Below are 20,182 nucleotides of genomic sequence, written 5' to 3' on the forward strand. Positions count from 1 at the left end.
GCGCCCCGACCGGCGCGCCGGTTTGCGTACACGGATAGTCTTACGCGATGGCAGACCTGCGCCTGATCGTCGGCCTCGGCAACCCGGGGCCGGAACACACCCGGACCCGGCACAATGCCGGGTTCTGGTTTGTGGACGCCCTGAACGAAAAGTTCGGCGGCCGGTTCGGCCTGGAATCGAAATTGTTCGGCGAAACCTCGAAGATCGAGATCGCCGGGCGCCCGGTCTGGCTGCTCAAGCCGGCCACCTTCATGAATCTGTCGGGCAAGTCGGTCACCGCGGCCCTGCGCTACTGGAAGATCGAACCCGAGCAAGCGCTGCTGGCGCACGACGAGCTCGACCTCGCCCCGGGCACCGCCCGGCTCAAGTTCGACGGCGGCCACGGCGGCCAGAACGGTCTGCGCGACACCATCCAACTGCTCGGCCACGGCAAGTTCCACCGCCTGCGCATCGGCATCGGCCACCCCGGCCACAAGGACAAGGTCACCCCCTGGGTGCTCGGCCGCCCCGGCAAGGACGACGAGGCGACGATCCTGCGCGCGATCGACGACGCCATCGAGGTCATGCCGTTGGTCGTGCAGGGCAATCTGATGGACGCCATGACCCGGTTGCATACGCCTCGTAGTTAGGCATTCGGGATTGGGGATTCGCCAGGCGCCGTCGCCCCGGAGTTCCCAATCCCAAATCCCGAATCACGAATCCCGGATCTAAACCATGGGTATCAAATGCGGCATCGTCGGCCTGCCCAACGTGGGCAAGTCGACCCTTTTCAACGCCCTGACCAAGGCCGGGATCGCCGCGGCCAACTTCCCGTTCTGCACGATCGAGCCGAACGTCGGCGCCGTGCCGGTGCCGGACCCGCGCCTGAACGCGCTGGCCGAGATCGTCAAGCCGCAGAAGCTGCTGCCGACCGCGGTCGAATTCGTCGACATCGCCGGCCTGGTCGCCGGCGCCGCGAGCGGGCAGGGCCTGGGCAACAAGTTCCTCGCCCACATCCGCGAAGTCGACGCGATCACCCACGTGGTGCGCTGCTTCGAGAACCCGGACGTCATCCACGTCAACAACAAGGTCGACCCGATCGCCGATATCGAGACCATCGATACCGAGCTGGCCCTGGCCGACCTGGAAAGCGTCGAGAAGGCCTACCAGCGCGCCGAGCGCTCGGCCAAGACCGGCGACAAGGAAGCGATCGTGCGCAAGGAGGTCCTCGGCCGCGTGCGCGAGGGCCTGGACGCCGGCAAGGCGGCGCGCGCGCTGAACCTGTCGGAGGACGACAAGGCCGCGCTGCGCGACCTGTTCCTGCTGACCCTCAAGCCGGTGATGTACGTCGCCAACGTGCTCGAGGACGGTTTCGAGAACAACCCGCACCTGGACGCCGTGCGCGAGCGCGCCAAGCTCGAGGGCGCCCAGGTGGTGCCGGTCTCGGCCGCGATCGAGGAAGAGCTGAGCCAGCTCGACGACGCCGACCGCGACACCTTCCTGGCCGACCTGGGCCTGGCCGAGCCCGGCCTCAACCGGGTGATCCGCGCCGGCTACGAGCTGCTGGGCCTGCAGACCTACTTCACCGCCGGGGTCAAGGAAGTGCGCGCCTGGACGGTCAAGGCCGGTTCGACCGCGCCGCAGGCCGCGGGCGTGATCCATACCGACTTCGAGAAAGGCTTCATCCGCGCCGAAACCATCTCCTACGACGATTTCATCAAGTACAAGGGCGAGGCCGGGGCCCGCGATGCCGGGCGCCTGCGCCTGGAGGGTAAGGAATATCGCGTCCAGGAGGGCGATGTACTGCACTTCCGGTTCAATGTCTGAGTACACTATGCGGCCGTTTCGGGGCTGCCCGGCGGCCGGTTCGGCCGGCGCGGCAAGATTCCGGAAAAAGTTGTGTGAAAACGCGTTGACTTCCTGAAGAACGCGCGCCAGAATTACGGGCTCTTTTGGAGGGATACCCAAGCGGCCAACGGGGGCAGACTGTAAATCTGCTGGCTTACGCCTTCGGTGGTTCGAATCCACCTCCCTCCACCAGTTTCATCGCGACAGGCAATCGTTCGTCGGGTTTCGCAGTTCGACGGATGCTGGCGCGGAGGCACGAGTGGATCGGTTCGTCGATATCGCGGCAAGGATATCGCCGGCGCCGGTTTCGGTTTAAAGTTGCACGTTCTTCGAAGTTGCGCGTCCGAGTTCCAACGCTGTAGCGGCTGTATGCGGCGCGGGAGTAGTTCAATGGTTAGAGCCTCAGCCTTCCAAGCTGATAATGCGGGTTCGAATCCCGTCTCCCGCTCCATTGGACGACTCGATCGACGATAGCTGTTGAATTCGCGCGCACCGGTCCCATTGCAGTACAGCCCGCGCAGGCGGGCGGCGACAACCAGGTTTCACGCTCACGTAGCTCAGTCGGTAGAGCACCTCCTTGGTAAGGAGGAGGTCGAAGGTTCGATTCCTTTCGTGAGCACCATCCAACGCAAGACTAAGGCTGCTTTACCAACAGCCGCCGCGACATACAGACCCACATACGAGAAGCGACAGCCATGGCTAAGGGTAAATTCGAGCGCACCAAGCCGCACGTGAACGTCGGCACGATCGGCCACGTCGACCACGGCAAGACGACGCTGACGGCGGCGCTGACCAAGGTGGGCGCCGAGCGTTTCGGTGGCGAGTTCAAGGCTTACGACGCGATCGACGCGGCGCCGGAAGAGAAGGCGCGCGGCATCACGATCTCGACGGCGCACGTGGAATACGAATCGGCGACGCGCCACTACGCGCACGTCGACTGCCCGGGCCACGCCGACTACGTGAAGAACATGATCACCGGTGCGGCGCAGATGGACGGCGCGATCCTGGTGTGCTCGGCCGCTGACGGCCCGATGCCGCAGACCCGCGAGCACATCCTGCTGTCGCGTCAGGTCGGCGTGCCGTACATCGTCGTGTTCCTGAACAAGGCCGACATGGTGGACGACGCCGAGCTGCTCGAGCTGGTCGAGATGGAAGTGCGCGAGCTGCTGAGCAAGTACGAGTTCCCGGGCGACGACACCCCGATCATCCACGGTTCGGCGCGTCTGGCGCTGGAAGGCGACCAGAGCGAAATCGGCGTGCCGTCGATCCTGCGCCTGGTCGACGCGCTGGACAGCTTCATCCCGCAGCCGGAACGCGACGTCGACAAGCCGTTCCTGATGCCGGTGGAAGACGTGTTCTCGATCTCGGGCCGCGGCACCGTGGTGACCGGCCGTATCGAGCGCGGCATCGTCAAGGTGGGCGACGAAATCGAAATCGTCGGCATCCGTCCGACCCAGAAGACCACGGTCACCGGCGTGGAAATGTTCCGCAAGCTGCTCGACCAGGGTCAGGCGGGCGACAACGCCGGTCTGCTGCTGCGCGGCACCAAGCGCGACGACGTGGAGCGCGGCCAGGTGCTGTGCAAGCCGGGTTCGATCAAGCCGCACACCGAGTTCGAAGCCGAAGTCTATGTGCTGTCGAAGGACGAAGGCGGCCGTCACACCCCGTTCTTCAAGGGCTACCGTCCGCAGTTCTACTTCCGCACCACCGACATCACCGGCGCTTGCGAGCTGCCGGAGGGCGTCGAGATGGTGATGCCGGGCGACAACGTGAAGATGGTGGTCACGCTGATCAACCCGGTGGCGATGGACGAAGGCCTGCGCTTCGCGATCCGCGAAGGCGGTCGTACCGTCGGCGCCGGCGTCGTGGCCAAGATCATCAAGTAATCGCACCATCGCGGCGGTCGCAAGGCCGCCGCAAGCCGCGAACGGCGGGCCGGCAACCCGGTCCGCCTTCGTTGTTTAGTACACCTTGGAATATCCGCCCGGTCCGGGCCCGATTCGGGCGCCGCGCCGGGTTGAAGACTTCAAAGACGTACGCCAGTAGCTCAATTGGCAGAGCAGCGGTCTCCAAAACCGCAGGTTGGGGGTTCGAGTCCCTCCTGGCGTGCCACTCGATACCGAGCCGGCTCGGACGATCCGGCGACTGGAATGCATTGAAAGGGCCGCGCAGGGATGGGCGGGCTTTCGCGAGGGAATCGCCCCGAGAATGAACAGCAAGGCCGAACAACATAAATCCGGCGGTGCCGGTGATATCGCCAAGTACGCGCTCGCGCTGGCGCTTGCGCTGGGCGGTGTGTTCGCCTACCTCTGGTTCGAGAACTGGAGCGGCCCGCTGCGCAGCGGCGTGGTCGTGGCCGGCCTGCTCGCCGGCGCGGTGGTGTTCATGTTTTCCACCAAGGGTGCACAGACCCGCGAATTCCTCTCGGAATCGCGCTTCGAGTTGCGCAAGGTGGTCTGGCCGACCCGCGAAGAAGCGCTCAAGACCACCTGGGTGGTCATGATCGCGGTCGCGATTCTCAGCCTCATCCTGTCCGGCTTCGATTATGTGATCCAGGCTGCGGTCAAGTTCCTGCTGTCGCGTTGAGGAGACGACCGACGTGAATTCGCAAGATAACAAGCGCTGGTACGTGGTACATGCGTATTCCGGCTTCGAAAAGTCCGTAGCGCAGGCGCTGCGCGACCGTATCGTCCGTTTCGAGATGCAGGACCGCTTCGGCGACGTCCTGGTGCCGACCGAAGAGGTCGTCGAAATGCGTTCCGGCCAGAAGCGCCGGTCCGAGCGTAAGTTCTTCCCGGGCTACGTCCTGGTCCAGATCGCAACGCACGACGAAGCCGGCATCCCGCGCATCGACAGCGAAAGCTGGCATCTGATCAAGGAAACCCCGAAGGTCATGGGCTTCATCGGCGGCACCGCCGATCGCCCCCTGCCGATCCAGGACCGCGAAGCGGACCGGATCCTGCAGCGCGTTCAGGAAGGCGTCGAAAAGCCGCGTCCGAAGGTGCTGTTCGAGCCGGGCGAAATGGTCCGCGTGGTCGATGGCCCGTTCGTCGACTTCAACGGCGTGGTCGAGGAAATCAACTACGAGAAGAGCCGCCTGCGCGTCGCGGTGCTGATCTTCGGCCGCTCGACCCCGGTCGAGCTGGAATTCGGGCAGGTCGAAAAGGCCACCTGAGCCCGGTCCCGGCCTGGCTGACCGCATCGCACGAGGCCCGGCTTGCCGGGCCTCGTCGTGTTGCATTCCGCAAAACCTGATATAGTGCGCGGCTCACTGCCCAGGTGCGGTGGCCCAACTCATGCAGCTGCCCCCTCTCAAAAGGTCCGGGGCGGCTGTCTGCGCAAGCAAAACGCGATGCCGGAACGCGCGATTTCCGGCCCGATGGGGAGCCTGAGGTCCAGGCGCTAGCACCCGGAGAGCAGAGCAATGGCAAAGAAAGTAGTCGGTTACATCAAGCTGCAGGTGAAGGCCGGTCAGGCCAACCCCTCGCCGCCGGTCGGTCCTGCGCTGGGTCAGCGCGGCCTGAACATCATGGAGTTCTGCAAGGCGTTCAACGCCGCGACCTCCAAGCTCGAGCCGGGTCTGCCGACCCCGGTCATCATCACGGCCTACTCGGACCGTACCTTCACCTTCGTCACCAAGAGCACCCCGGCTTCGGTCCTGCTCAAGAAGGCCGCCGGCATCTCGTCGGGCTCCAAGCGCCCGAACACCGAGAAGGTGGGCAAGGTCACCCGCAAGCAGCTCGAAGACATCGCCAAGGCGAAGGAAGCGGATCTGACCGCGGCCGACCTGGAAGCGGCAGTGAAGACGATTGCGGGTTCGGCCCGCAGCATGGGTCTGGTGGTGGAGGGCTGATCATGGCAATCACGAAGCGCGAAAAAGCAATCAAGGCAGCCGTCGTTCCGGGCAAGGCCTACTCGTTCGAAGAAGCGGTCAAGATCGTCAAGACCGCCACCAAGGCCAAGTTCGTCGAGTCCGTCGACGTCGCCGTGCGCCTGGGCGTGGACGCGAAGAAGTCCGACCAGCAGGTCCGCGGCTCGACCGTGCTCCCGGCCGGTACCGGCAAGACCGTGCGCGTGGCGGTGTTCGCCCCGGCCGGCGCGAAGGCCGACGAGGCCCTGGCCGCAGGCGCCGAAGCCGTCGGTATGGACGACCTGGCCGAGAAGATGCAGGCCGGCGATCTGAACTACGACGTCGTCATCGCCACCCCGGACGCCATGCGCGTCGTCGGTAAGCTGGGCCAGGTGCTCGGCCCGCGCGGCCTGATGCCGAACCCGAAGGTCGGCACCGTCTCGCCGAACCCGGCCGAAGCGGTCAAGAACGCCAAGGGCGGCCAGGTGCGTTACCGCACCGACAAGGCCGGCATCATCCACTGCACCCTGGGCAAGGCCACCTTCGAAGACGCCTCGCTGAAGGACAACCTGCAGGCGCTGCTGCTCGACCTGATCAAGGCCAAGCCGGCGACCGCCAAGGGCCAGTACCTGCAGAAGATCTCGATCAGCTCGACCATGGGTCCGGGCGTGACCGTCGATCTGACCTCGCTGTCGCTGAAGTAATCGAACAACAGGAATGAGCGAAGGGGAATGAGGAGTCGGCGGCAAGCCCAGTCGCTCCAACTCGTTTCTCGTTCCTCTCAACTCGTTCCTAGCATTTGAGGGCGTCGCAAGGGAGTCCGCTCCCGACCGATAGCCGTCAAAGACCGCAGGCGCGGTCTGCGCATACCGACGACGGGCACGGAAGCTCGACACGGCAAGGAGTCGCCGTCGGTACAGCGGGATCGCTTAATTCGGACTCTTCGGAGCCGGGCCGGCGTAGATGGTGCCGCCCCTGAAACCTTTTCAGGAAAGGCCACCACCCGGGATGCCTTCGGCGTCCCCGGCGACAAGGACGGTCGCCGCCCAGGACCGCAAGCGGCAGGAGCCGTAAGCGGAGTTAACAGTGCCGGGATGGGTAGTACGGGATCGGGGATCGGCCGCAGGCGCAAGCCGCTGTGCCGGTTTCCTCTCACGAATCCCGAATCCCGGCCTTGGAGGAGTGCAATGGCTCTTAATCTGTCTCAGAAGCAAGAAGTAGTCGCCGAACTGGCAGAAGTCGCCGCCAAGGCTCACTCCTTGATTGCTGCCGAGTACGCAGGCATCACGGTCGGTCAAATGACCGCGATGCGCAAGAAGGCTCGTGAAACCGGTGTGTACTTGCGTGTCGTCAAGAACACCCTGGCTTCGCGTGCCGTCGCCGGTACCGAATACGAGTGCGTCCAGGACAAGCTCGTCGGTCCGTTGCTGTATGCGTTCTCGACGGAAGAACCCGGCGCCGCCGGTCGTCTGATCAAGGAATTCGCCAAGGGCAACGACAAGCTGCAGGCCAAGGTCGTCGCGTTGGGAGGCCAGGTGTACCCGGCCAGCCACGTCGACGTGCTCGCCTCGCTGCCGACCCTCGACCAGGCTCTGGCCATGCTGGCCCGCGTCCTGTCCGAACCCGCCAGCATGTTCGCCCGCGCCGTCAAGGCCGTGGCCGACCAGCAGGGCGGCGGCGAAGTCGCTGTCGAAGCTCCGGCCGAAGCGGAACCGGCGTAACCGCCGCCCCGCATTCGCGACCGCTTCACTGAATCCGATTCGTAAGATCAATATTTCCTGAGGTTATTCAAATGTCCCTTTCCAACGAACAAATCGTCGAAGCCATCGCCGAAAAGAGCCTGATGGAAGTCATGGAGCTCGTCCGCGCGATCGAAGAGAAGTTCGGCGTTTCCGCCGCTGCTCCGGTTGCCGCCGGCGTCGCCGTGGCCGATGCCGCTCCGGTCGAAGAGCAGACCGAGTTCAACGTCATCCTGAAGGCTGCCGGCGAGAAGAAGGTCGAAGTCATCAAGGCCGTCCGCGCCATCACCGGCCTGGGCCTGAAGGAAGCCAAGGACCTGGTCGAAGGCGCTCCGCAGACCGTCAAGGAAGCCGTCTCGAAGGCCGATGCCGAGAAGTTCAAGAAGGACCTCGAAGCCGCTGGTGCAGCTGTCGAAGTCAAGTAAGCCGTACTTGCGTCGCCGAGTCACTTTGGCGACCACCCAAGGCTGGGGACGAAAGTCCCCGGCCTTTGGCCGTTCCACGGGGATCGATATTCCCGGCGTCATCCGAGTTACCAGTCGGAAGTAGCGGGAGAAGGCGTGCTGGTGCCGGCAATACCAGCGACTTCCCACTGGCAATTTTCCCTTGTTCCCCCGGACCGCGGACGCGCGGTTCGCCCGGAAGGACGCTACGGCGGCTTTCCCGGCCCATCAAAGTTAATCGAGGCGGTAGCTCACCATGACCACAGCTTCCACGAACTATTCGTTCACCGAAAAGAAGCGCATCCGCAAGGACTTCGGCAAGCGCAAGTCCATCCTCGAAGTGCCGTTCCTGCTCGCGATCCAGGTCGACTCCTATCGCGAATTCCTGCAGGAACACACCGACCCGGCCAAGCGCGCCGACCGCGGCCTGCACGCCGCCCTGAAGTCGGTGTTCCCGATCTCCAGCTACAGCGGCAACGCTGCTCTCGAATACGTCGGCTACAAGCTCGGCGATCCGGTGTTCGATGAGCGCGAGTGCCGCAACCGCGGCCTGTCCTACGGCGCCCCGCTGCGCGTGACCGTGCGCCTGGTGATCTACGACCGCGAGTCGTCGACCAAGGCCATCAAGTACGTGAAGGAGCAGGAGGTCTACATGGGCGAGATCCCGCTCATGACCGACAACGGCACCTTCATCGTCAACGGCACCGAGCGCGTCATCGTCTCGCAGCTGCACCGTTCGCCTGGCGTGTTCTTCGACCACGACCGCGGCAAGACCCACAGCTCGGGCAAGCTGCTGTACAGCGCCCGCATCATCCCGTATCGCGGTTCCTGGCTCGACTTCGAGTTCGACCCGAAGGACGCGCTGTTCACCCGCATCGACCGCCGCCGCAAGCTGCCGGTCACCGTGCTGCTGCGCGCGCTCGGCTACAACAACGAAGAAATGCTCGCCGAGTTCTTCGAGATCAACACCTTCCACATCATGTCCGAGGGCGTGCAGTGGGAGCTGGTCTCCGAGCGCCTGCGCGGCGAAACCCTGGACTTCGATCTGGCCGACGGCGACAAGGTCATCGTCGAAGCCGGCAAGCGCATCACCGCGCGCCACGTCAAGCAGCTCGAGCAGTCCGGCATCGCCGCGCTGGCCGTGCCCGACAGCTACCTGGTCGGCCGCATCCTGTCGCACGACGTCGTCGACACCCGTTCCGGCGAACTGCTGGCCTCGGCCAACGACGAAATCAGCGACGACCAGCTGGCCGCGTTCCGCAAGGCCGGCATCGAGTCGGTCGGCACGATCTGGGTCAACGACCTCGACCGCGGTCCGTACATCTCCAACACCCTGCGCATCGATCCGTCGAAGACGCAGCTGGAAGCCCTGGTCGAAATCTACCGGATGATGCGTCCGGGCGAGCCGCCGACCAAGGACGCCGCGCAGAACCTGTTCCACAACCTGTTCTTCACCTTCGAGCGCTACGACCTGTCGGGCGTCGGCCGGATGAAGTTCAACCGCCGCATCGGCCGCAAGGAGACCCTCGGCGCCTCGGTGCTGTACGACGCCAAGTACTTCGCCGAGCGCAAGGACGACGAGTCCGTGCGCCTGCGCAGCGAGCTGGGCAAGACCTCCGACATCCTCGACGTCATCCGCGTGCTGACCGAGATCCGCAACGGCCGCGGCGTGGTCGACGATATCGATCACCTGGGCAACCGCCGCGTGCGTTCGGTCGGCGAAATGGCCGAGAACACCTTCCGCGTCGGCCTGGTCCGGGTCGAGCGCGCGGTCAAGGAGCGCCTGTCGATGGCGGAATCCGAAGGCCTCACGCCGCAGGAACTGATCAACGCCAAGCCGGTGGCCGCCGCGATCAAGGAGTTCTTCGGCTCCTCGCAGCTGTCGCAGTTCATGGACCAGAACAACCCGCTGTCGGAAGTCACGCACAAGCGTCGCGTGTCGGCCCTCGGCCCGGGCGGTCTGACCCGCGAGCGCGCCGGCTTCGAAGTGCGCGACGTGCATCCGACCCACTACGGCCGCGTGTGCACCATCGAAACGCCTGAAGGCCCGAACATCGGCCTGATCAACTCGCTGGCCGTGTTCGCCCGCACCAACAAGTACGGCTTCCTCGAGACGCCGTACCGCAAGGTCGTGGACGGCAAGGTCACCGACGACGTCGAGTTCCTGTCGGCGATCGAAGAGAACGAGTACGTCATCGCCCAGGCCAACGCGCCGCAGGACGACAAGGGCATGATCACCGCCCAGTTCGTCGCCTGCCGTTACCAGGGCGAAACCCTGCTCAAGCCGCCGTCCGAGATCCACTTCATGGACGTCTCGCCGATGCAGACCGTGTCGGTCGCGGCCGCGCTGGTTCCGTTCCTCGAGCACGACGACGCCAACCGCGCGCTGATGGGCGCGAACATGCAGCGCCAGGCCGTCCCGACCCTGAAGGCGCAGAAGCCGCTGGTCGGCACCGGCATCGAGCGCGCCGTGGCGCGCGACTCGGGCGTGACCGTGAATGCGCTGCGCGGCGGCACGATCGAGCAGATCGACGCGGCCCGCATCGTGGTCAAGGTCAACGAGTCGGAAATCTCCGGCGTCACCGACGCCGGCGTCGACATCTACAACCTGATCAAGTACACGCGTTCGAACCAGAACACCTGTATCAACCAGAGCCCGCTGGTCAAGGTCGGCGACGTCATCGCCCGCGGCGACGTGCTGGCCGACGGCCCTTCGACCGACATCGGCGAGCTCGCGCTCGGCCAGAACATGCTGGTCGCGTTCATGCCCTGGAACGGCTACAACTTCGAAGACTCGATCCTGCTCTCCGAGCGCGTGGTCGAAGAGGATCGCTACACCACGATCCACATCGAAGAGCTGACCTGCGTCGCGCGCGACACCAAGCTGGGGCCGGAGGAAATCTCCGCCGACATCCCGAACGTTTCCGAGCAGGCGCTGAACCGCCTCGATGAGTCGGGCGTGGTGTACATCGGCGCCGAAGTCCGCGCCGGCGACATCCTGGTCGGCAAGGTCACGCCGAAGGGCGAGAGCCAGCTGACCCCGGAAGAGAAGCTGCTGCGCGCGATCTTCGGCGAGAAGGCTTCGGACGTTAAGGACAGCTCGCTGCGCGTGCCCCCGGGCATGGACGGCACCGTCATCGACGTGCAGGTCTTCACCCGCGACGGCATCGAGAAGGACAAGCGCGCCCGCCAGATCGAAGAGTCGGAAATCCGTCGCGTCAAGAAGGACTTCGACGACCAGTTCCGGATCCTCGAAGCGGCGATCTACGACCGTCTGCGTTCGCAGCTGATTGGCAAGACCGCCAACGGCGGCGCCGGCCTGAAGAAGGGCGACACGGTCACCAGCCTGGTGCTGGACGGCCTGAAGAAGTCCGACTGGTTCACCCTGCGCATGAAGGACGAGGAAGCGATCGAGGCGATCGAACGCGCCCAGAAGCAGATCGACGTCCACCAGAAGGAATTCGACCGCCGCTTCGCCGACAAGCGCGGCAAGATCACCCAGGGCGACGACCTCGCGCCGGGCGTGCTGAAGATGGTCAAGGTGTTCCTGGCGGTCAAGCGCCGCATCCAGCCGGGCGACAAGATGGCCGGCCGTCACGGCAACAAGGGCGTCGTGTCGACCATCGTGCCGGTCGAGGACATGCCGTACGCGGCCGACGGCCAGACCGTCGACATCGTGCTGAACCCGCTGGGCGTGCCGTCGCGCATGAACATCGGCCAGATCCTCGAAGTGCATCTGGGCTGGGCCGCCAAGGGCCTGGGCCAGAAGATCCAGCGCATGCTGGAGGCGCAGCAGAAGATCGCCGAACTGCGCAAGTTCCTGGACGACATCTACAACCACGACCAGAAGCTGCACGGCCAGCGCGTCGACCTGAAGCAATTCACCGACGAAGAGCTGCTGACCCTGGCGCACAACCTGGTCGACGGCGTGCCGATGGCGACCCCGGTGTTCGACGGCGCGGCCGAGTTCGAGATCAAGCGCATGCTCGAGCTGGCCGAACTGCCGAGCAGCGGTCAGACGATCCTGCACGACGGCCGCACCGGCGAAGCGTTCGAGCGTCCGGTCACGATCGGCTACATGCACATGCTGAAGCTGAACCACCTCGTCGACGACAAGATGCACGCGCGTTCGACCGGTCCGTACTCGCTCGTCACCCAGCAGCCGCTTGGCGGCAAGGCGCAGTTCGGCGGCCAGCGTTTCGGCGAAATGGAAGTCTGGGCGCTGGAAGCCTACGGCGCGGCCTACACCCTGCAGGAAATGCTGACGGTGAAGTCCGACGACGTGCAGGGCCGCAACCAGATGTACAAGAACATCGTCGACGGCGAATACGAAATGGTCGCCGGCATGCCGGAGTCCTTCAACGTGCTCGTGAAGGAAATCCGCTCGCTCGCGATCAACATGGAGCTGGAAGAGAACTGAGAGCGGTGATTGGGGATTCGGGTTCGGGATGGGTCCAGGCGAACGCCGACCGTCCCGATCCCCCGGATCCCCGCTTTGACGAATCTCAGATCTCTAATCCCGAATCCCGGAGTCAAAAATGAAAGACTTGCTCAATCTCTTCAACCAGCAGCGTCCCGCGCTGGACTTCGACGCGATCAAGATCGCGCTGGCTTCGCCCGACCTGATCCGTTCGTGGTCGTTCGGCGAAGTGAAGAAGCCGGAAACCATCAACTACCGCACCTTCAAGCCCGAGCGCGACGGCCTGTTCTGCGCCGCGATCTTCGGACCGATCAAGGACTACGAGTGCCTGTGCGGCAAGTACAAGCGCATGAAGCACCGCGGCGTGGTCTGCGAGAAGTGCGGCACCGAAGTGACCCTGGCCAAGGTGCGCCGCGAGCGCATGGGCCACATCGACCTGGCCTCGCCGGTCGCGCACATCTGGTTCCTCAAGTCGCTGCCCTCGCGCATCGGCCTGATGCTCGACATGACCCTGCGCGACATCGAGCGCATCCTGTACTTCGAAGCGTATGTCGTGACCGAGCCGGGCCTGACCCCGATGGAACGCGGCAACCTGCTGACCGAAGAGCAGTACCTGACCGCGCGCCAGGAACATGGCGACGACTTCGAAGCCGCGATGGGCGCCGAGGCCGTGTACGACCTGCTGCGCACGATCGACCTGCAGGCCGAAATGCTGCAGCTGCGCGAGGAGATCGCCTCGACCAACAGCGAAACCAAGCTCAAGCGCCTGACCAAGCGCATCAAGCTGGTCGAAGCCTTCCTCGAGTCCGGCAACCGTCCGGAGTGGATGGTCATGACCGTGCTGCCGGTGCTGCCGCCGGACCTGCGTCCGCTGGTCCCGCTGGACGGCGGCCGCTTCGCGACCTCCGACCTGAACGATCTGTACCGCCGCGTCATCAACCGCAACAACCGCCTGCGCCGCCTGCTCGAGCTCAACGCGCCCGACATCATCGTGCGCAACGAAAAGCGCATGCTGCAGGAATCGGTCGACGCCCTGATGGACAACGGCCGCCGCGGCCGCGCCATCACCGGCACCAACAAGCGTCCGCTCAAGTCGCTCGCCGACATGATCAAGGGCAAGCAGGGCCGGTTCCGTCAGAACCTGCTCGGCAAGCGCGTCGACTACTCGGGCCGTTCGGTCATCGTGGTCGGCCCGACCCTGCGCCTGCACGAGTGCGGCCTGCCGAAGAAGATGGCGCTGGAGCTGTTCAAGCCCTTCATCTTCGCCAAGCTGCAGCGTCGCGGCCTGGCCACCACGATCAAGGCCGCCAAGAAGCTGGTCGAGCGTGAAGAGGCCGAGGTTTGGGACATCCTCGAAGAGGTGATCCGCGAGCACCCGGTGCTGTTGAACCGCGCGCCGACCCTGCACCGTCTGGGCATCCAGGCGTTCGAGCCGGTGTTGATCGAAGGCAAGGCGATCCAGCTGCATCCGCTGGTCTGCACCGCGTTCAACGCCGACTTCGACGGCGACCAGATGGCCGTCCACGTACCGCTCTCGCTGGAAGCCCAGCTGGAAGCGCGCGCGCTGATGATGGCGTCCAACAACATCCTGTCGCCGGCCAACGGCGAGCCGATCATCGTGCCGTCGCAGGACGTCGTGCTCGGCCTGTACTACATGACCCGCGCCCTCGAGAACAAGGCGGGCGAGGGCATGGTGTTCGCCAACGTCGCCGAAGTGAAGCGCGCCTACGACAACCGCGTCGTGCAGATCCACGCCAAGGTCAAGGTCCGCATCAGCGAGATCGTGATCAACGAGGACGGCACCCGCGAGCCCAAGACCTCGATCGTCGACACCACCGTCGGCCGCGCCCTGCTGCGCGAGATCCTGCCGGACGGCCTGCCGTACGCGCTGGCCAACACCGAGCTGACCAAGAAGAACATCAGCCGCCTGATCAACTCGTGCTACCGCATGCTGGGTCTTAAGGACACGGTCGTGTTCGCCGACCGCCTGATGTACACCGGCTTCGCTTACGCGACCCGCGCCGGCGTCTCGATCGGCATCGACGACATGATCATCCCGGGCGAGAAGAAGGGCATCCTGGCCGAGGCCGAGACCGAAGTGCTGGAAATCCAGCAGCAGTACCAGTCCGGTCTGGTCACCGCCGGCGAGCGCTACAACAAGGTCGTCGACATCTGGTCGCGCACCAACGAGCGCGTGGCCAAGGCGATGATGGACGCGATCGGCACCGACACCGTCGAGAACGCCGAAGGCAAGCGCGTCCCGCAGAAGTCGATGAACTCGATCTACATCATGGCCGACTCCGGCGCCCGCGGTTCGCAGGCGCAGATCCGCCAGCTGGCCGGTATGCGCGGCCTGATGGCGCGTCCCGACGGCTCGATCATCGAGACGCCGATCACCGCGAACTTCCGCGAAGGCCTGAACGTTCTCCAGTACTTCATCTCGACCCACGGCGCGCGCAAGGGCCTGGCCGATACCGCGTTGAAGACCGCCAACTCCGGTTACCTGACCCGCCGACTCGTCGACGTGGCCCAGGACGTGGTCATCACCGAGGACGATTGCGGCACGCTCGAGGGTCTGATGATGACCCCGATCGTCGAAGGCGGCGACGTGGTCGAACCGCTGCGCGACCGCGTGCTGGGCCGCGTCGTGGCCGAGGACGTGTTCCTGCCGGGCAACGACGAGGATCCGATCGTCACCCGCAACACGCTGCTCGACGAAGCCTGGGTGGCCAAGCTCGAAGAGGCCAGCGTCCAGTCGATCAAGGTCCGCTCGACGATCACCTGCACCAGCAGCTTCGGCGTCTGCGCCAACTGCTACGGCCGCGATCTGGGCCGCGGTCACCTGGTCAACCACGGCGAAGCGGTCGGCGTCGTCGCCGCTCAGTCGATCGGCGAGCCGGGCACCCAGCTGACCATGCGTACCTTCCACATCGGTGGTGCGGCATCGCGAGCTGCGGCGATCGACAACGTCACGGTCAAGACCACCGGTTCGATCAAGTTCAACAACCTCAAGCACGTCGCGCACGCCAACGGCCATCTGGTCGCGGTGTCGCGTTCGGGCGAACTGTCGGTGCTCGATCCGCACGGCCGCGAGCGCGAGCGCTACAAGCTGCCCTACGGCGCGACCGTCGCGGTCAAGGACGGCGCCGAGATCAAGGCCGGCCAGACCGTCGCCAACTGGGATCCGCATAACCACCCGATCGTTTCGGAAGTCGCCGGTTTCATCCGCTTCATCGACTTCGTCGACGGCGTGACCGTGATCGAGAAGACCGACGAACTGACCGGTCTGGCGTCGCGCGAGATCACCGATCCGAAGCGTCGCGGCTCGCAGGGCAAGGACCTGCGCCCGATCGTGCGCATCGTCGACAAGAACGGCAAGGATCTGACGATCCCGAACACCGACCTGCCGGCGCAGTACCTGCTGCCGCCGCGTTCGATCGTCAACCTGCAGGACGGCGCCGCGGTCGGCGTGGGCGACGTGGTCGCCAAGATCCCGCAGGAAGCCTCGAAGACCCGCGACATCACCGGCGGTCTGCCGCGCGTGGCCGACCTGTTCGAAGCGCGCAAGCCCAAGGACCCGGCGATCCTCGCCGAAGTCTCGGGCATCGTCAGCTTCGGCAAGGACACCAAGGGCAAGCAGCGCCTGATCATCAAGCAGGCCGACGGCGAAGAGCACGAAGAGCTGATCCCGAAGTACCGCCAGATCATCGTGTTCGAAGGCGAGCACGTGGAGAAGGGCGAGACCGTGGTGGACGGCGAGCCGAGTCCGCAGGACATCCTGCGCCTGCTGGGCGTCGAGCCGCTGGCCGTGTACCTGACCAAGGAGATCCAGGACGTCTACCGCCTGCAGGGCGTGAAGATCAACGACAAGCACATCGAGGTGATCGTTCGCCAGATGCTGCGCAAGGTCGAGATCACCGACCAGGGCGACAGCAAGTTCCTGCACGGCGAGCAGATCGAGCGTCAGCGCTTCGTCGAAGAGAACGCCCGCCTGCTGGCGCGCAACGAGATCCCGGCGAAGTACGATCCGGTCCTGCTCGGCATCACCAAGGCCTCGCTGGCGACCGAGTCGTTCATCTCGGCCGCCTCGTTCCAGGAGACCACCCGCGTGCTGACCGAGGCCGCCGTGCGCGGTACCCGCGACGGCCTGCGCGGCCTCAAGGAAAACGTGATCGTCGGCCGCCTGATCCCGGCCGGTACCGGCCTGGCGTACCACACCCAGCGCCGCAAGAACGCCTCGGGTCTGACCGACTCGGAGATGGAAGCCCTGTCGGGCCCGGTCTCGGCCCCGGTGGCCGAGGCTCCGGCCGCGGTGGCTGCGGTCGCCGAGGGCGGCGAGGAGTCCAGCGCCTCCTGAGGCGCTGCGGCTCGTAATCGCGCGGAAATACAGCTAAACTAGGTAATTCGGACGGCCTTCGGGCCGTCCCAGATCACGAAATGAGGCGCATGGAGCGCCTCGTGTTCGGCCCAGGGCAGGGCGGGATCAATCGGAATTGGGACGGATTGGCGCTGATTGGCGCCGATTCCGTTCGTCCGCGTCGCTCGCGTTGACGGCCACGTCAAACGCGAGCTATACTTTTTCGTCTCGGTGGGTCGGGTGTATTCGGCTTGCCGTTCGTTTCTCACGAAGCGGCCGCCCGGCCCCTCATCAATAGAGTTCTAGATGGCAACCATCAATCAGCTCGTCCGCAAGCCGCGGCAGGCGACCACCTACAAGAGCGCCTCGCCGGCGCTGGCGAATTGCCCGCAGCGTCGCGGCGTTTGCACCCGCGTTTACACCACGACCCCGAAGAAGCCGAACTCGGCTCTGCGCAAGGTCGCCAAGGTGCGCCTCACCAACGGCTACGAAATCATTTCGTACATCGGCGGCGAAGGCCACAACCTGCAGGAGCACTCGGTGGTCCTGATCCGCGGCGGTCGCGTCAAGGACCTGCCGGGCGTGCGCTACCACACCGTGCGCGGCTCGCTCGATGCCGCCGGTGTCGCCAAGCGTCGCCAGAGCCGTTCCAAGTACGGCGCCAAGCGTCCGAAGTCCTAAGCGCGTCGTTTCGACGGCCGGCGCTTCGTACAGGCGCCCGCTCCCGGAATACGTCTACCAAGAATCACGAGAATAGGTACGCACCATGTCGCGTAAAGGTTCCACCCCGCAGCGTTCGGTTCTGCCCGATCCCAAGCACGGCAGCGAGACGATCGCGCGCTTCATCAATATGGTCATGCAGAGCGGCAAGAAGTCCGTCGCCGAGAAGATCGTTTACGGCGCGATGGACGTCATCGGCGAAAAGAGCCCCAACGCTCTCGAGCTGGTCGAAAAGGCGTTGACCAACGTCTCTCCGTCGGTCGAAGTGAAGTCGCGTCGCGTCGGCGGCGCCACCTACCAGGTGCCGGTCGAAGTGCGTACGTCGCGCCGCATGGCGCTGGCGATGCGTTGGCTGATCGAGTCGGCGCGCAAGCGCGGCGAGAGCAGCATGCCGCGCAAGCTCGCCGCCGAACTGCTCGACGCCTCCGAAAACCGCGGCGCCGCGATCAAGAAGCGCGAAGAGACCCACCGCATGGCAGAAGCGAACCGCGCGTTCGCTCACTACCGCTGGTGATCGCGCGCCCTGGCGACAGGGCCTTCGCAACATCCGCATGAGATGTTGCCGCGGCGGCTTAAAGGCCGCCTAGCGAACCGGAGGCCGCCGATAAGGCGGCGTCCGGCCATTTGGAATTCGAAAACTTATTACGAGAGGGTCCCGTGGCTCGCACCACTCCCATCGAGCGTTACCGCAACTTCGGCATCATGGCGCACATCGACGCGGGTAAGACCACCACGTCCGAGCGCATCCTTTTCTACACCGGCGTCAGCCACAAGATCGGCGAAGTGCACGAAGGTGCCGCGACGATGGACTGGATGGAGCAGGAGCAGGAACGCGGCATCACCATCACGTCGGCAGCGACGACCGCGTTCTGGAAGGGCATGGACAAGTCCCTGCCCGAGCACCGCTTCAACATCATCGACACCCCCGGACACGTCGACTTCACCATCGAAGTCGAGCGCTCGCTGCGCGTGCTCGACGGCGCGGTGTTCGTGCTGTGCGCGGTCGGCGGCGTGCAGCCGCAGTCCGAGACCGTGTGGCGCCAGGCCAACAAGTACTCCGTGCCGCGCATGGCCTTCGTCAACAAGATGGACCGCACCGGCGCCAACTTCGACAAGGTCGTCGAGCAGCTGAAGGCCCGTCTGGGCGCCTACGCCGTGCCGATGCAGGTGCCGATCGGCGCCGAAGAAGGCTTCGAAGGCGTGGTCGACCTGCTCAAGATGAAGGCCATCCACTGGGATGTCGCTTCGCAGGGCACGAAATTCGAATACCGCGACGTGCCGGCCGATCTGCAGGCCACCGCCGAAGCGGCTCGCGCGTTCATGATCGAAGCCGCGGCGGAAGCCTCGGAAGAGCTCATGGACAAGTACCTCAACGAGGGCGAGCTGAGCGAAGAAGAGATCGTCGCCGGTCTGCGCGCGCGCACCCTGCGCGTCGAGATCGTGCCGGTGTTCTGCGGCTCGGCGTTCAAGAACAAGGGCGTGCAGGCCATGCTCGACGGCGTGATCAACCTGCTGCCGTCGCCGTCCGACCGTCCGCCGGTCGCCGGCATCGACGAGGACGAGAAGGAAGACACCCGCAAGGCGTCCGACACCGAACCGTTCTCGGCGCTGGCGTTCAAGATCATGACCGACCCGTTCGTGGGTTCGCTGACCTTCTTCCGCGTCTACTCGGGCGTGCTGAATTCCGGCGACCAGGTGTACAACCCGGTCAAGTCGAAGAAGGAACGCGTCGGCCGCATCCTGCAGATGCACGCCAACCAGCGCGACGAAATCAAGGAAGTCCGCGCCGGCGACATCGCCGCGGCGGTCGGCCTGAAGGACGTGACCACCGGCGACACGCTGTGCGCGCAGGATCACATCATCACCCTCGAGCGCATGGTGTTCCCGGAGCCGGTCATCTCGATGGCGGTCGAACCGAAGACCAAGTCGGACCAGGAAAAGATGGGTATCGCCCTGGGCCGCCTGGCGCAGGAAGATCCTTCGTTCCGCGTGCGCACCGACGAAGAATCGGGCCAGACCATCATCGCCGGCATGGGCGAGCTGCACCTGGACATCCTCGTCGACCGCATGAAGCGCGAGTTCAACGTCGAAGCCAACGTCGGCAAGCCGCAGGTCGCTTACCGCGAGACCATCCGCAAGGCGGACGTCAAGTCGGACTACAAGCACGCCAAGCAGTCCGGCGGTAAGGGTCAGTACGGTCACGTCGTGATCGAGCTGTCGCCGATGGACGAGAAGGACCGCGCGAACGAGGACGTCGAGAACGATTTCCTGTTCATCAACGACATCACCGGCGGCGTGATTCCGAAGGAATTCATCCCGGCGATCGAGAAGGGCCTGCGCGAAACCATCACCAGCGGTCCGCTGGCCGGCTTCCCGGTCGTGGGCGTCAAGGTCAAGCTGGTGTTCGGCTCGTACCACGACGTCGACTCCTCGGAAATGGCGTTCAAGCTCGCCGCGTCGATGGCGTTCAAGGAAGGTTTCCGCAAGGCCGATCCGGTCCTGCTGGAGCCGATGATGAAGGTCGAAGTCGTGACGCCGGAAGAGTACGTCGGCGACGTGATGGGCGACCTGAGCCGTCGTCGCGGCCTGTTGCAGGGCCAGGACGACACGCCGTCGGGCAAGACCATCAACGCGATGGTGCCGCTGGGCGAAATGTTCGGTTACGCGACGACCATCCGCTCGCTGACCCAGGGCCGCGCGACCTTCACGATGGAATTCGATCACTACGCCGAGGCGCCGAACAACATCGCCGAGACCGTGATCAAGAAGGGCGGCTGATCCAGGCCGGGCTCCGGGAGCGGGGCGGGGTTCGCACAGCGGATGCCG

14 protein-coding genes and 4 tRNA genes are annotated in these 20,182 nt (G+C 64.9%); all 18 read left to right on the forward strand.

The window, feature by feature from the left end; translation table 11 throughout:
* The first annotated feature begins 47 nt into the window (after positions 1–47).
* The 18 genes from pth to fusA all read left to right on the forward strand — a co-directional run bounded on the left by pth (position 48) and on the right by fusA (position 20,134).
* Positions 48–629 (forward strand): aminoacyl-tRNA hydrolase, encoded by a 582-nt coding sequence (gene pth, locus AC6CH2_RS11000; protein ID WP_498269286.1) that lies wholly within the window; start codon positions 48–50, stop codon positions 627–629.
* 85 nt (positions 630–714) lie between these two features.
* Positions 715–1,806 carry a redox-regulated ATPase YchF gene (ychF, locus tag AC6CH2_RS11005; RefSeq protein ID WP_498269287.1) on the forward strand — a complete coding sequence of 364 codons (1,092 nt, stop codon included), beginning with the start codon at positions 715–717 and terminating at the stop codon, positions 1,804–1,806.
* Positions 1,807–1,933: 127 nt separating this feature from the next.
* Positions 1,934–2,019 (forward strand) — tRNA-Tyr (locus tag AC6CH2_RS11010).
* 184 nt (positions 2,020–2,203) lie between these two features.
* Positions 2,204–2,278, forward strand: a tRNA-Gly gene (locus AC6CH2_RS11015).
* Between the two features lie 95 nt (positions 2,279–2,373).
* Positions 2,374–2,449: transfer RNA gene (locus AC6CH2_RS11020), tRNA-Thr, on the forward strand.
* A gap of 73 nt (positions 2,450–2,522) precedes the next feature.
* Positions 2,523–3,713 carry an elongation factor Tu gene (gene tuf, locus AC6CH2_RS11025; protein WP_498269288.1) on the forward strand — a complete coding sequence of 397 codons (1,191 nt, stop codon included), beginning with the start codon at positions 2,523–2,525 and terminating at the stop codon, positions 3,711–3,713.
* Positions 3,714–3,863: 150 nt separating this feature from the next.
* Positions 3,864–3,939 (forward strand) — tRNA-Trp (locus AC6CH2_RS11030).
* Positions 3,940–4,035: 96 nt separating this feature from the next.
* Positions 4,036–4,413, forward strand: a complete 378-nt coding sequence (gene secE / locus AC6CH2_RS11035) for a preprotein translocase subunit SecE (protein WP_435395130.1) — start codon at positions 4,036–4,038, stop codon at positions 4,411–4,413.
* A 13-nt stretch (positions 4,414–4,426) separates the two neighbouring features.
* Complete coding sequence (gene nusG, locus AC6CH2_RS11040; protein ID WP_031373755.1) at positions 4,427–5,002, forward strand: transcription termination/antitermination protein NusG; 576 nt, start codon at positions 4,427–4,429, stop codon at positions 5,000–5,002.
* Between the two features lie 249 nt (positions 5,003–5,251).
* Complete coding sequence (rplK, locus tag AC6CH2_RS11045; RefSeq protein WP_031373756.1) at positions 5,252–5,680, forward strand: 50S ribosomal protein L11; 429 nt, start codon at positions 5,252–5,254, stop codon at positions 5,678–5,680.
* A 2-nt stretch (positions 5,681–5,682) separates the two neighbouring features.
* Positions 5,683–6,381, forward strand: a complete 699-nt coding sequence (rplA, locus tag AC6CH2_RS11050; protein ID WP_435395129.1) for a 50S ribosomal protein L1 — start codon at positions 5,683–5,685, stop codon at positions 6,379–6,381.
* A 483-nt stretch (positions 6,382–6,864) separates the two neighbouring features.
* On the forward strand, positions 6,865–7,398 hold the full coding sequence (rplJ, locus tag AC6CH2_RS11055) for a 50S ribosomal protein L10 (protein ID WP_031373758.1): 534 nt from the start codon (positions 6,865–6,867) through the stop codon (positions 7,396–7,398).
* A gap of 71 nt (positions 7,399–7,469) precedes the next feature.
* Complete coding sequence (gene rplL / locus AC6CH2_RS11060) at positions 7,470–7,841, forward strand: 50S ribosomal protein L7/L12 (RefSeq protein WP_435395128.1); 372 nt, start codon at positions 7,470–7,472, stop codon at positions 7,839–7,841.
* 274 nt (positions 7,842–8,115) lie between these two features.
* Positions 8,116–12,279, forward strand: coding sequence for a DNA-directed RNA polymerase subunit beta (gene rpoB, locus AC6CH2_RS11065; RefSeq protein WP_435395127.1), 4,164 nt, complete (start codon positions 8,116–8,118; stop codon positions 12,277–12,279).
* 118 nt (positions 12,280–12,397) lie between these two features.
* A complete protein-coding gene (rpoC, locus tag AC6CH2_RS11070) occupies positions 12,398–16,636 on the forward strand; it encodes a DNA-directed RNA polymerase subunit beta' (protein WP_435395126.1) in 4,239 nt (1,412 codons plus the stop codon).
* A 306-nt stretch (positions 16,637–16,942) separates the two neighbouring features.
* Complete coding sequence (rpsL, locus tag AC6CH2_RS11075; protein ID WP_031373762.1) at positions 16,943–17,317, forward strand: 30S ribosomal protein S12; 375 nt, start codon at positions 16,943–16,945, stop codon at positions 17,315–17,317.
* Between the two features lie 85 nt (positions 17,318–17,402).
* A complete protein-coding gene (rpsG, locus tag AC6CH2_RS11080) occupies positions 17,403–17,870 on the forward strand; it encodes a 30S ribosomal protein S7 (protein WP_036115439.1) in 468 nt (155 codons plus the stop codon).
* A gap of 143 nt (positions 17,871–18,013) precedes the next feature.
* Positions 18,014–20,134 (forward strand): elongation factor G, encoded by a 2,121-nt coding sequence (gene fusA / locus AC6CH2_RS11085; RefSeq protein WP_498269289.1) that lies wholly within the window; start codon positions 18,014–18,016, stop codon positions 20,132–20,134.
* Positions 20,135–20,182: the final 48 nt, after the last annotated feature.

This window comes from Lysobacter sp. GQ73 (genome assembly GCF_059758755.1).

Coding starts and splice junctions, on each gene's coding strand:
- pth (WP_498269286.1), top strand. CDS start 48: ATGGCAGACCTGCGCCTGATCGTCGGCCTCGGCAACCCGGGGCCGGAA.
- ychF (WP_498269287.1), top strand. CDS start 715: ATGGGTATCAAATGCGGCATCGTCGGCCTGCCCAACGTGGGCAAGTCG.
- tuf (WP_498269288.1), top strand. CDS start 2,523: ATGGCTAAGGGTAAATTCGAGCGCACCAAGCCGCACGTGAACGTCGGC.
- secE (WP_435395130.1), top strand. CDS start 4,036: ATGAACAGCAAGGCCGAACAACATAAATCCGGCGGTGCCGGTGATATC.
- rplK (WP_031373756.1), top strand. CDS start 5,252: ATGGCAAAGAAAGTAGTCGGTTACATCAAGCTGCAGGTGAAGGCCGGT.
- rplA (WP_435395129.1), top strand. CDS start 5,683: ATGGCAATCACGAAGCGCGAAAAAGCAATCAAGGCAGCCGTCGTTCCG.
- rplJ (WP_031373758.1), top strand. CDS start 6,865: ATGGCTCTTAATCTGTCTCAGAAGCAAGAAGTAGTCGCCGAACTGGCA.
- rplL (WP_435395128.1), top strand. CDS start 7,470: ATGTCCCTTTCCAACGAACAAATCGTCGAAGCCATCGCCGAAAAGAGC.
- rpoB (WP_435395127.1), top strand. CDS start 8,116: ATGACCACAGCTTCCACGAACTATTCGTTCACCGAAAAGAAGCGCATC.
- rpoC (WP_435395126.1), top strand. CDS start 12,398: ATGAAAGACTTGCTCAATCTCTTCAACCAGCAGCGTCCCGCGCTGGAC.
- rpsL (WP_031373762.1), top strand. CDS start 16,943: ATGGCAACCATCAATCAGCTCGTCCGCAAGCCGCGGCAGGCGACCACC.
- rpsG (WP_036115439.1), top strand. CDS start 17,403: ATGTCGCGTAAAGGTTCCACCCCGCAGCGTTCGGTTCTGCCCGATCCC.